This window comes from Niveispirillum sp. CC-CTL257 (assembly GCF_059489915.1).
Genome location: NZ_JCAJXE010000001.1, coordinates 1,475,087 through 1,487,320, shown reverse-complemented (window position 1 = coordinate 1,487,320; position 12,234 = coordinate 1,475,087). Strand labels below are relative to the sequence as shown.

At 63.3% G+C, this 12,234-nt stretch carries 11 protein-coding genes; 6 read left to right on the top strand and 5 right to left on the bottom strand.

Translation table 11 applies throughout. The annotated features are described in order from the left end of the window. The first annotated feature begins 208 nt into the window (after positions 1-208). Entirely contained in the window at positions 209-1,573 is a 1,365-nt protein-coding gene (locus ABC729_RS07130) for a hypothetical protein (protein ID WP_495606940.1), read from the top strand. 78 nt (positions 1,574-1,651) lie between these two features. On the opposite strand, the gene ABC729_RS07125 is transcribed toward ABC729_RS07130, so the two are convergent. Genes ABC729_RS07125 through ABC729_RS07115 form a run of 3 tightly spaced genes read right to left on the bottom strand, consistent with a single transcriptional unit; the run spans position 1,652 to position 4,154 of the window. Next, on the bottom strand, positions 1,652-2,458 hold the full coding sequence (locus ABC729_RS07125; RefSeq protein ID WP_495606939.1) for an ABC transporter permease: 807 nt from the start codon (positions 2,456-2,458) through the stop codon (positions 1,652-1,654). Continuing rightward, entirely contained in the window at positions 2,455-3,195 is a 741-nt protein-coding gene (locus tag ABC729_RS07120; protein ID WP_495606938.1) for an ABC transporter ATP-binding protein, read from the bottom strand. Before ABC729_RS07120 ends, ABC729_RS07125 begins: the two co-directional genes overlap by 4 nt. After that, positions 3,192-4,154, bottom strand: a complete 963-nt coding sequence (locus ABC729_RS07115) for a YVTN family beta-propeller repeat protein (RefSeq protein ID WP_495606937.1) — start codon at positions 4,152-4,154, stop codon at positions 3,192-3,194. The genes ABC729_RS07120 and ABC729_RS07115 overlap by 4 nt, the downstream gene beginning before the upstream one ends. A gap of 217 nt (positions 4,155-4,371) precedes the next feature. Between ABC729_RS07115 and pedF the strand changes: the two genes are divergently transcribed. Both pedF and ABC729_RS07105 read left to right on the top strand, forming a co-directional pair. Then, positions 4,372-4,800: a cytochrome c-550 PedF gene (gene pedF / locus ABC729_RS07110; protein ID WP_495606936.1), complete on the top strand. Its 429-nt coding sequence runs from the start codon at positions 4,372-4,374 to the stop codon at positions 4,798-4,800. 11 nt (positions 4,801-4,811) lie between these two features. Beyond that, positions 4,812-5,660, top strand: a complete 849-nt coding sequence (locus ABC729_RS07105; RefSeq protein WP_495606935.1) for a substrate-binding periplasmic protein — start codon at positions 4,812-4,814, stop codon at positions 5,658-5,660. A 12-nt stretch (positions 5,661-5,672) separates the two neighbouring features. Here ABC729_RS07105 and ABC729_RS07100 read toward each other — a convergent pair whose 3' ends face one another. Beyond that, the gene (locus ABC729_RS07100; RefSeq protein WP_495606934.1) at positions 5,673-7,010 is read right to left on the bottom strand and encodes a diguanylate cyclase; all 1,338 of its coding nucleotides are present in this window, start codon (positions 7,008-7,010) and stop codon (positions 5,673-5,675) included. Between the two features lie 342 nt (positions 7,011-7,352). Here ABC729_RS07100 and ABC729_RS07095 point away from each other — a divergent pair, with 342 nt between their 5' ends. Beyond that, positions 7,353-9,098: a methanol/ethanol family PQQ-dependent dehydrogenase gene (locus ABC729_RS07095; protein ID WP_495606933.1), complete on the top strand. Its 1,746-nt coding sequence runs from the start codon at positions 7,353-7,355 to the stop codon at positions 9,096-9,098. Between the two features lie 205 nt (positions 9,099-9,303). Beyond that, positions 9,304-9,987, top strand: coding sequence for a response regulator (locus ABC729_RS07090; protein ID WP_495606932.1), 684 nt, complete (start codon positions 9,304-9,306; stop codon positions 9,985-9,987). Between the two features lie 36 nt (positions 9,988-10,023). Here the strand turns inward: ABC729_RS07090 and ABC729_RS07085 are convergent, their stop codons facing one another. Next, the gene (locus ABC729_RS07085) at positions 10,024-10,470 is read right to left on the bottom strand and encodes a pseudoazurin (protein ID WP_495606931.1); all 447 of its coding nucleotides are present in this window, start codon (positions 10,468-10,470) and stop codon (positions 10,024-10,026) included. 213 nt (positions 10,471-10,683) lie between these two features. On the opposite strand from ABC729_RS07085, the gene adh reads away from it, so the two are divergent. Further along, entirely contained in the window at positions 10,684-12,204 is a 1,521-nt protein-coding gene (gene adh / locus ABC729_RS07080; RefSeq protein WP_495606930.1) for an aldehyde dehydrogenase, read from the top strand. Positions 12,205-12,234 lie beyond the last annotated feature (30 nt).

Sequence of the window (12,234 nt, the reverse complement as noted above, 5' to 3'; positions counted from 1 at the left end):
ATATTAGACCAAGGAAGGATGGGGCGTTTCCTGGCCCTAAAGTTCAATGAACCAACGTCCAATATCGGGCTGTTCCCCCGCCCCCTACAGTGACGGTGCGAAATCTTCGCCAAATCAACTGGGTTTTTGAACGTGCCGGAAATATTCGCGGCGCGAAGTCCAAGTCCTTGTCCGCCACGGCGGTCTAATCATCATGTGGGAGGGAGAAATGCGTCTGCGCAATGTTCTGCGGCTGGGGGCGTGCGGCCTGGCGATTGGTCTGGGTCTGGTGGGATCGGCGTCTGCCGATACAACGGATGAGCTGCTGAAACAGCTGAAGGCCAAGGGCATCCTGACGGAACAGGAATTCCAGGCCCTGTCCACCCGCCGCGCGGAGGAGGTGAAGGCCGCCCCCGCAGCAGCCAGCGGCAAGGTGCTGGAAGCCGCCGATACGGGCGTGGGCTTCAAGGTCGGGGCCGTGAATGTGCAAATCTCCGGCTCGGTCAACGGCTTCTATGTCAGTGACAATGCCGACAAGCCGGGGGCGACCAGGAATGTGGTCGGCGGTCTGGCCAGCGTCGGCGGCAATGACACCAGCTCTGTACGCAATGGCTTGCTGCCCGGCTTCCTGAAATTCGATGTGACGACGCAGCAGGCGGGTTGGGACGTGGGCGCCCATTTCGGCATGTATCCCGGCATCAACAGCGTCAGCTGGGCCGGTGGTGCCAATTCCGGCGGCTCGCCGACGGCGCTGTCCACATCGGGCATTGATTTCCGCCAGACCTTCCTGACCTTCGGCAAGAAGGGTTTTGGCGAGATCAAGATCGGCCGTGATATCGGGCTGTTCGGGGCGGATGCCATCCTGTCGGATGTCACGCTTCTGGGCGTGGGCACGGCGGCGGGCAATGCCACCCCGTCCAATACCTCGCTGGGCCGTATCGGGCTGGGTTACATCTATACCGATTTCCAGCCGCAGATCACCTACACCACGCCGGACATGAACGGCTTCAAGCTGTCGGCGGGCATCTTCCAGCCTTTGGCCACCGCCGGCCAGAGTGAGCTGAATGACACGCCCGGTTTCCAGGCCAAGGCGTCGTATGAGGGCAAGGCGGGTGCCGTGACCACCAAACTGTGGGCGGGCCTGCTGACCCAGGATCACGACCCTGCGGTTGCCGGCGGGCCGGATTACAAGGGCACCGGCTATGATGTCGGGGCCAAGGTCGGGTTCGGGAATGCCAGCCTGGTAGGCTACTACTATACCGGGGAAGGGATCGGGACCACGGGCCTGTTCATCCTGTCCGCCGATGCGCGCGGCAACAAGCGGGACAGCGACGGCTTCTATATCCAGGGCAGCTATGTCATCGACAAGCTGACGCTTGCCGCATCCTATGGCGAAAGCCATCTGGATCTGGCCAAGGGTGAGGTCAACCCGACCCTGCTGGACACCAACAAGTCCTGGGTGGGCACGGTCCATTACGGTTTGACCGACTGGGTAACCTTGGTGGGTGAATATATCAACACCACGGCGGAGGCCCAGGGCCCCAACAAGGCCTCCTCCGACACGATCGCGCTGGGCGCCATCCTGTTCTTCTGATCCTCCCGTGGGGAGCTTCGGCTCCCCCGTTCCTTGCGGCCGCCCGGTGAATGCCGGGTGGCCGTATTGTTTTGGGGATCAGCCCTCGCCACCCCCGGCCTTGCGCGGCATCAGGCCACGGGCGGGGTTGTAGGCCCAAAAGGAGAGGGTGAGGAAGACCATTGTCGCCCCCGCCACCCATCCCGCCGCCGCCCAATCCACCTGTCCATAAAGCGCGAAGCGGATCAGTTCGACGGCATGGGTGAAGGGGTTGAAACGGGCCAGCAGATATAGCCACTCGTTGCCCTCCCGCAGTTTCCACAGGGGATAGAGGGCGGATGACAGGAAGAAGGCGGGGAAGATGACGAAATTCATCACACCGGCGAAGTTCTCCAGCTGCCGGATGGTACTGGACAGCAGCATGCCGACGGCACCCAGCATCAGGCCCGCCAGCAGCAGGGCCGGGATGACGGTGATATAGCCCATCGCGGGCACCACCAGCCCCGTCAGGGCCGCGATGGCCAGGAAGGCCGCGACCTGTGCCAGCCCGACCACCGCGCCGGCCAGCAGCTTCGCCGTCAGCAGGAATTCGCGTGGCAGGGGTGCCGTCAGCAGCAGGCGCATGCTGCCCATTTCCCGGTCATAGACCATGGACAGGCTGCTTTGCATGCCGTTGAACAGCAGGACCATGGCGGCAAGGCCGGGCAGTACATAGGTTTCATACGTGATGTAGGTGTCGTAGGGCGGCTGTACCGAAATGCCGAGCGCGGCCCGGAAGCCGGCAGCGAAGATGAACAGCCAGACCAGGGGGCGGACGAGGGCGGAGATGAACCGTTCGCGTTGATGCAGGAAACGCAGCATCTCCCGCCAGATCACGGCCTTCAGGGCGCGCAGGTAAGCCATCATGGCGTTCCCTCCGGTCTGGTCAAGGTCCCGAACGCTTCCCCCAGCGTGCCGGCACCGGTGCGGGACAGAAGGTCGGGGACACTGCCCGTTGCTCGCACCTGGCCGCGATGCAGCAGCACGACATCGTCGCCGGCCCGCACCTCGTCAAACAGATGCGTGGCCCAGAGGGCGGCGACGCCATCGTCGGTGCACAGCCGGTGTACATGATCCACCAGATCGCGGCGCGAGGGGGCGTCCAGACCCACGGTCGGTTCATCCAGGATCAGCAGGGGCGGGCGGTGCAGCAGGGCGCGTGCCAGTTCCACCCGCCGGCGGTGGCCGCCATTCAGCAGCCGCACCTTGTCACCCGCCCGATCGGACAGCGCGAACCGGTCCAGCAGTTCGGTGATGCGTGGTGCCGTCTGCCGCGCCGACAAGCCGCGCAGGCCGGCGGCATAGGTCAGGTTCTGGCGCACCGTCAGGTCCAGATCCAGGGTCGGCTGCTGAAACACCACACCCATGGCGGCGAGCGCCGCGCCCGGCCGATGGTGCAGGTCATGGCCGCCAATATGGATGGCGCCCGTGTCCGGCGTGAACAGCCGGGTCAGAAGGCCCATCAAGGTGGATTTGCCGGCCCCGTTGGCACCCAGCAGCGCCGTGAAGCGGCCCGGTTCAACGGCAAAGGCGACCCCGCTTAACGCGAAGCCGCCCTTGCCATAGCTGAAACCCAGTTGATCAACTGTCAGTGCCGCCCTCATGGCACCACCACAGCACCCCAGGGGTAGCGGCCGACGGGAATGGATTTCACCACCTTCAGCCCCTCCACATCGATGACGGAGACATCGTTGGAGACACCGTTGGTGGTGAACAAAGTCTTGCCGTCGGGCGACAGGGCCATATGCCAGACACGGCGGCCCACCAGCAGATAGGCCTTCACCTGATAGGTGGCCGTGTCCACCACCGCCACATGGTTGGCGGGGCCGAGTGCGATGAAGGCCAGTTTGCCATCCCTGGACAGTTTGATGCCCACGGGCTGCACCTTGTCGGCCTGCACGCCTTTCACGGCGAAGGCAATGGTCTGTTTCACCTGACGGCTGGCGACGTCGATGACCTTTACGGTGCCGCCGATTTCGGCGGAGACCCACAGCGATTTGCCATCGGCGGTGAATTCGGCGTGGCGGGGGCGGGCATCGACCTGGGTATTGTCCACCAGCTGCCGGGTGCTGGTGTCGATCCAATGCACCATGTTGGTGGTTTCGGACGTATTGACGGCCCATCTACCATCCGGGCTTACGGCCATGCCCTCCGGCTCTACCCCGACATCGATCTGATAGGCGACGGAACGGGTGGGGACATCGACCACGGTGACGACATTGTCATCCTCGTTCGCGATGAACAGATGCGTGCCGTCGGGGGCCAGCGCGAATTGTTCGGGATCATCGCCCGATGGCAGATTGTGCAGGATCTTGCCCGTTGCGATATCCAGGACCTGCACCGTGTCATCGTCGCTGGCGCAGATGTAAAGCTGCTTGCCATCGGCGGACAGGGTGATGCCACGCGGGCGGGCACCGACCTTGATCGTGGATTTGACCGTCAAAGTATCGGTATCGATCAGGGTCAAGCTGTTGTCGCGTTCGTTGGAGACATACAGCGTTCCGGCGCCCGCCGGTCCCACCATGCCCAGGGCCAGCAGCGCCAGCAGCAAACATGTCCGCATTCTTCATCCTCCCGGTGGCGGCGGACCTTGGCGGCCCTTGACCGGCAACCCTATCCCGCCCCCTGTCGGTGCGGCCATTAGACCATGGGACAAGGGTGTTAGCGGGCCGTGGAAACGGGCGTGGCACCAAAGTCCAATTAGGGCAGGGCAGGGAAATCGTTACGCTGGCGACCATTCGAAACGCCCTGTTTCCAACGCTTTCCTGAGGATGTTGCCCATGCCGTCGCCCGTCCGCCTCGCCGCCGGCCTGATTGCCGCCGCCCTGTTCACCGCCCCCGCCGCCCTGCCGGTGCTGGCGCATGGCGATGTGACGCCGCAGCCGGTGAATATCGACGGGCTGGAGAAGCTGGGGCCGGACTGGCGGGCCAGCAATCCCTATCGCGGGAACAAGCGCGCCATTGAGATCGGGTCCTCGGCCTATAACCAGAATTGCGCACGTTGCCACGGGCTGGGTGCGATTTCGGGGGGCATCGCGCCGGATCTGCGCTTCCTGGAAGCCGGTGATACTGGCGATGAGTGGTTCTCCGAACGGTTCCGCAAGGGGGCCGCGCGCGATGGCAAGGTCTATATGCCGGCCTTTGGCGAGGTGCTGGGACAGGAGGCCGGATGGGCCATCCGCGCCTGGCTGGAAACCGTGCCGCAGTGAGGACATCCATCATGAACCGTCGCCAATTGCTGGCCATGGTCGCGACCCTGCCGCTTGCGGCGGGGTTTTCGCGTTTTGCTGCCGCTGCCCCGCTGGACAAGGTGATGCAGAAGGGCACGCTGCGCATCGCCGTCTATCGTGATAATCCGCCCTGGTCCTGGCGGCAGGAAGGCAAGCTGGTCGGCATTGATGTCGATCTGGGCCGGGCGATGGCGGAAAAGCTGGGTGTGAAGCCGGAATTCATGGAGCTGACCGCCGACGAGAATATGGATGACGACCTGCGCAATGCCGTCTGGAAAGGCTCCATCCTGGGTGAGCCGGTGGCCGATGTGATGATGCATGTGCCCTATGACCGGGAATTCGGCCTGCGCAATGACATGGCGGTGCTGACGGGGCCGTATCACCGGGAAAGTTTCGCGCTGGCCTGCGACCCGGCGCGCACCGATTGCCGGGGATCCATGGCTGATATGGCAGGCAGCGCGATTGCCGTGGAGACGGACAGTGTGCCCGATTTCTATCTGACCGGGGCGTTCGGCGGGCGGCTGCGCGGTGATGTCGTGCATCATCTGTCGGCGGCGGCGGCCATGGCCGACCTGATCACGGGACAGGCGGGGGCCGCCATGGCAACGCTGGCCCAGGTAGAGCTGGGTCAGAGGGCATCGGGCCGCAAACTGGTCGTTCGGCGCGGGCCATTTCCGGGCCTGGCCAAACAGGGCTGGGATATCGGCATTGCGGTAAAGACCGACAGCCGCGACCTTGGCTACAGGCTGGAGGATGTGATCGCCGGCCTGATGGCGGATGGCGCCATCGCCGTTATCTTCGCCGCCTATGGCATCACGCACGCGCCGCCGGGTGGCTGAGGCAAAATCTCCCTATTCGGCGCGTTCGACCCGGTCACGGCCACCATTCTTGGCCTGATACAGGGCGGCGTCGGCACGTTGGATCAGACTGTGGGCGCTTTCCCCTGGACGCCATTGCGCCACACCCGCGCTGACGGTGTGGTGCCAGCCGGTCACAAAGGCATGGCCGCGCGTGGCACCGCCGATCCGTTCCGCGACGGAAAGGGCCTGTCCGGCATCGGCATCCGGACACAGGACCAGAAATTCCTCTCCGCCCCAGCGGCCGACAATATCCAGCTTGCGGGTTGCGCGGCTCAGGATGCCAGCTGTTTCAGTCAGGACCCGGTCGCCCTTCAGGTGGCCCAGCTGGTCGTTCACCTTCTTGAAATGGTCAAGGTCGAGCATGATGACCGACAGCGGCGTGCCATGCCGCTGGGCGCGTTCCAGCTCGGTCTCCAGATGTTCATCCAGGCCGGCCCGGTTCCACAGGCCGGTCAAGCCATCATGGCGGGACATATGCTGAAGCTGCCGGTTCACCTTGCGCAGCTTCATGGCCCAGAGCAGGTTGGACAGCAGAATGACCAGGAAAACGGCGACGATGGTGCCGATCAGCCGGTAATCCACTGCCGTCTGCACATTGATCGCGACATGCCGGTTGGCAATGGCGTTGCGTTCCTGCGGCGTGATGCTGAGGATGCCGGGGTTCAGGATGTCGACCAGATCCGCCCGGTCCTTGCGGATGCCGATGCGCAACTTGTTCTCGTAACCCGGCACCAGACCGGAAACCTTCAGATTGAACCAGCCCTGTTTCTTGATGGTGTCCACGGCCACCATCATGGAGCGGATGGTCAGGTCGGCCTTGCGGTTTGACACCATCTCAAAGGCTTCGGCCTCGCTATTGGTGGTGACGATAGTGAGGTTGGGGAAGTCGTGGCGCACCCGCTCCTCAATCGCCGTACCCTTGGGCAGCACGATGATCTTGTCCGACAGCGCCGCGGGATCGGCGATGAAGGATTGTTCCTCTCGCGTGATGATCACGTTGGGATCGATGAACAGCGGTTCGGTGAAGACCAGCCATTCATCACGGTTGGGCGTCTGGTTCAGGAAATCCAGGAACAGGCAGTCGCCGCGTTTGACCGCCGCCATGCTGTCGTCCCAGTCGCGGGTCGGCACCAACGTCAGTTCCAGGCCCACGCGGCTGGCCGCCAGGGCCAGCAGGTCTGCGGCGATGCCCTGATGCATGCCGGCGGGATTGATGATCTCGTAGGGCGGCCAGTCGGGATCGACGCAATAAGGGACGGGGGCGGCACCGGCCTGTGCCGTGACGGCAAGTATCCAGAGCAGCAGCGACCCGAGCAGCCGTCGAGCCAAGCCCGCATGATTCCGACAATTCCGCAAGATCACCAATCCACTACCTGACATCTTGTCGCTGACCGGCATATTAGAGGCAGCGAATGCTGTTTGGAAACGGCCATAAGGTTATCGGGCCGGGTGCGCCCGTCATTGCTGATACCAAGGTTCAATTTTTTCCCCTGGCTGCGGGCGTTACCCTGGCACCGTCGTTGAAACCAGTCCGCATCCCAACCCATTGAAAATCCGCTCACGCGCGGTCGCTTCCCCGACCGCGGCGGCCGGAGGTTTGTGCGGATTTCGCCGGAAGCCGGGCGGAGCATCGTGCCATCGCCCCGGCCCTTTACAGGGAGACAAGACGCCATGAAGCGCATTCTGCTGGCAACCTGCGCCGTGCTGGGCCTGGCCGCCGCCACGCCGACCTTCGCCGCCGGACCTACCGACGCCGATCTGATGAACGACGCCGCCACCACCGGCGACGTGCTGACCTATGGCATGGGCCCCCAGGCGCAGCGCTACAGCCCGCTGAAGACGCTGAATACCGAGAACGTGTCCAAGCTGGTGCCCGCCTTCTCCTTCTCCTTTGGTGGGGAGAAGCAGCGCGGGCAGGAGGCACAGCCCATCGTCCATGACGGCACCATCTATATCACCGGCTCCTACAGCCGCCTCTGGGCCGTCGATGCCCGCACGGGCGAGGAGAAGTGGCAGTATGATGCCCGCCTGCCCGAAGGCATCATGCCCTGCTGCGACGTGGTGAACCGGGGTGCCGCCATCTATGGCGACATGGTCTATTTCGGGACCCTGGACGCCAAGTTGGTGGCGCTGAACAAAGACACGGGCAAGGTCATCTGGTCCAAGAAGATGGCCGACTACGAGGCGGGTTATTCCTACACCGCCGCCCCCATGATCGTGGATGGCAAGATCATCACCGGCAATTCCGGCGGTGAATTCGGTATCATCGGCAAGGTGGAGGCGCGCGACGCCAAGACGGGTGAACTGGTCTGGTCCCGCCCCACCATCGAAGGCCATATGGGCCAGATGAACGGCAAGGACAGCACCGTCACCGGAAAGCAGAACGCCACCTGGTCTGGTGATATGTGGAAGCAGGGCGGCGGGGCCACCTGGCTGGGCGGTACCTATGATCCGGAAACCAAGCTGATCTATATGGGCACCGGCAACCCGGCCCCGTGGAACAGCCATCTGCGTCCGGGCGACAATCTCTATACCTCCTCCACCCTGGCCATCGACCCGAATACAGGCGAGATCAAGTGGCATTTCCAGACCACGCCGCATGATGGCTGGGACTTTGACGGGGTGAACGAGTTCATTCCCTTCGACCTGAAGAAGGATGGCAAGACCATCAAGGCCGGTGCCAAGGCCGACCGCAACGGCTTCTTCTTCGTGCTGGATCGCACCAACGGCAAGTTCATCTCCGCCACGCCGTTCGTATCGAAGATCACCTGGGCCAAGGGTTTCGACAAAAAGGGCCGCCCGATCTACGATCCCGCCAATCGTCCCGGCAACCCGATGGAGGCGGCACAGGGCGAGACGAAGGGCAAGTCGGTCTTCGCGGCCCCCTCCTTCCTGGGCGGCAAGAACTGGATGCCCATGGCCTATAGCCAGGATACGGGCCTGTTCTATGTGCCCGCCAATGAATGGGGCATGGATATCTGGAACGAGGGCATCAATTACAAGAAGGGTGCCGCCTATCTGGGTGCCGGCTTCAACATCAAGCCGCTGTATGATGACCATATCGGCGTGCTGCGCGCCATCGACCCGGCCACGGGTGAGACCAAGTGGGAATATAAGAACAAGGCCCCGCTTTGGGGTGGCGTTCTGACCACTGCCGGCAATCTGGTCTTAACCGGCACGCCCGAAGGCTATCTGAAGGCTTTCGATGCGCAGACCGGCAAGGAGGTCTGGAAGTTCAATACCGGTTCCGGCGTGGTGGGCAGCCCCGTCACCTGGGAACAGGATGGCGAACAGTATGTGGCCGTCCTGTCCGGTTGGGGCGGTGCCGTGCCGCTCTGGGGTGGTGAAGTGGCGAAGTCCATCCAGCATATCAACCAAGGTGGCTCGCTCTGGGTGTTCAAGCTGCCGAAGGTGTGAGGGTTGGATTTCCAAGTGCAGGGGGCCGCTTCCGAAAGGGAGCGGCCCCTTTGTTTTGGTCGTGTGAGGGGCATCTTATACTAAAGAACCGTACCCCGCCGGGGTTCCCACGATTGTCCACCTTCGCCCGCGCGAGTAGGCTGCTGATGCCCGGAAAAACAATCAAATCGGCGCGGCCAATAAGGCGACGGGGAGGATCAAGGGCATGGGCAAGGTTCTGATCGCGGATGATCATCCGCTGGTGCGGGACGGGTTGCGCACCGTCGTCGCGGTGGCACTGGACCGGTGCGAGCTGTTCGAGGCGTCCGACCTGGACGAGGTGATCCGCATCATCGACCGGGAGGGCGATTTCGATCTGGTCCTTCTCGACCTGAACATGCCGGGCAATAACGGGTTTGCTGGACTGGCTTCCTTGCGCGCCCGCTATCCGTCGCTGCCCGTGGTCATGGTGTCGGCGGCCTGTGACCGGCAGGTGGTGAACGAGGCGCTGCGCCATGGAGCGGCGGGGTTCGTGCCGAAATCACTGGCGCGCGGCATGATCGCCAAGGCCCTGCATCAGGTGCTGGGCGGCGATGTCTATGTGCCCGAAGGTCTGGAGGATGCGCCGGCCCCGGCGCCGTCGGGCGAGGATCAGGAGATCATCCGCCGTATCGACACGCTGACGCCCCAGCAGCGCAAGGTGCTGGAACTGGTGGTCGCCGGGCGCCTGAACAAGGAAATCGCCTATGAGCTGGACGTGACGGAGACGACCGTGAAGGCCCATGTCTCCGCCATCCTGCAAAAGATGCGGGTATTCAGCCGCACCCAGGCCGTGATCCTGGCCAATAAGGTCAGCTTTGCGCCAGCCCCCAGTACGCCGCAGGTATCGGCACGGGCGGCGGCGCAGTAGGGGAAGGGGGCAGTTGCCCCCGCCCGCTCTTCAGGCTTATCCGCGCAGCTTTGCCATCAGGCCCAGCAGCAAGTCCTTGGCCTTGCCTGGATGGTTCACGGCCTTCGCCTGTTCGACATTCACCGGATCGCCCACGACGATGACGCCGACCATGCCCATGGCGTAATGCGGCTTGCATTTGAAGCCGTAAAGGCCGGGCTGTTCAAAGGTCACCGTGATCTCTTCGTTCATCTTGCCGGTAAAGGGTTCCACACCCTCGGGCAACATGCCCTTGATGGCCTCGGCATTATGGCTTTTGTCGGTGGGGATGAAGCGTACCGTGTCGCCCGGCGCGATGGTCAGCATGGCGGGTTCGAACACCATGGTGGCCCCACCCGGCCCCTGGTTCAGCATCTTCACCTCATGCGTCGCGGCCTCTGCCGTAGCGGCGATCAGGACCTGTGCGGCCAGGGCGGCGGCCAGAATGTACGGGCGCGTCATCATTGTCGGAACACCTTGGTTTTGCGGGTGAATTTCGCCTCAACAAAGCCAAGGCAAATCCCTTTGCGCAATTGCACCAAGGTGTCGGGGCAACCCGTCCGGGACGGGTTTCTTCACACAAAGTCTAATTTACCAGCACCGCCGCCGGGCGCACCGTTGGCATCGATCCCGAGCCCCATGACAGGGGTTCATGACATCCCCAAGGGAGACGCCCCCATGTTGCACCAGGCCATCGAAAAGCTGAAATCCAGCGTCGCCATCCGCGCCAGCTATGACAATTTCATCGGTGGCGAATGGGTCGCCCCCGTGCGCGGCCAGTATTTCGACAATATCTCCCCCGTCACCGGCGGTGTGTTCTGCAAGATCGCGCGGTCCACGGCGGAGGATATCGAGCTGGCGCTGGATGCCGCGCACAAGGCCAAGGACAAGTGGGCCCGCACCTCCGTTGCTGAACGCGCCGCCGTTCTGAACCGTATCGCCGACCGCATGGAACAGCGCCTGGACCTGCTGGCCCTGGCCGAGACCATCGACAATGGCAAGCCGATCCGCGAGACCACCGCCGCCGATATTCCGCTGGCCATCGACCATTTCCGCTATTTCGCGGCCTGTGTGCGTTCGCAAGAGGGCAGCCTGGCCGAGATCGACCATGACACGGTCGCCTATCATTTCCATGAGCCGCTGGGCGTGGTGGGCCAGATCATCCCCTGGAATTTCCCCATCCTGATGGCCGCGTGGAAGCTGGCCCCGGCGCTGGCCGCCGGCAATTGCGTGGTGCTGAAGCCCGCCGAACAGACGCCGATGTCGATCATGGTGCTGATGGATATTGTCGGTGACCTGATCCCGCCCGGCGTCCTGAACGTCGTGAACGGTTTCGGGATCGAGGCGGGCAAGCCGCTGGCCACCAACAAGCGCATTTCCAAGATCGCGTTCACGGGTGAGACCACGACCGGCCGTCTGATCATGCAGTACGCGTCGGAGAACCTGATCCCCGTCACCCTGGAACTGGGCGGCAAGTCGCCGAACATCTTCTTCGCCGACGTAATGGCCGAGGATGACGACTTCCTGGACAAGGCGCTGGAAGGCTTCGCCATGTTCGGCCTGAACCAGGGGGAGGTCTGTACCTGCCCGTCGCGCGCCCTGGTCGATGAACGTATCTATGACCGGTTCATGGAAAAGGCCATCGCGCGGGTCCAGAAGATCAAGCAGGGGTCGCCGCTGGACGCCAGCACCATGATCGGGGCCCAGGCGTCCAACGATCAGCTGGAAAAAATCCTGTCCTATATCGATATCGGCCGGGGCGAGGGTGCCAGGGTCCTGACCGGGGGCGGGCGTGCCGATCTGGGGGGCGATCTGTCCGGTGGTTACTATGTCACGCCGACGGTGCTGGAAGGCCACAACAAGATGCGGGTGTTCCAAGAGGAAATCTTCGGCCCCGTCCTGGCCGTCACGAAGTTCCGGGGCGAGGAAGAGGCGCTCGCCATCGCCAACGACACGCTGTACGGGCTGGGCGCTGGCGTCTGGAGCCGCGACGGCAGCCGCGCATACCGCTTTGGCCGCAATATCCAGGCGGGCCGCGTCTGGACCAACTGCTACCACCTGTACCCGGCCCATGCGGCCTTTGGCGGTTATAAGCAGTCGGGCATCGGGCGTGAAACGCACAAGATGATGCTGGACCATTACCAGCAGACCAAGAACCTGCTGGTCAGCTACAGCCCCAAGGCCCTTGGGTTCTTCTGAGCAGAGTATGGGTTTCAGGTGACTGGCAGC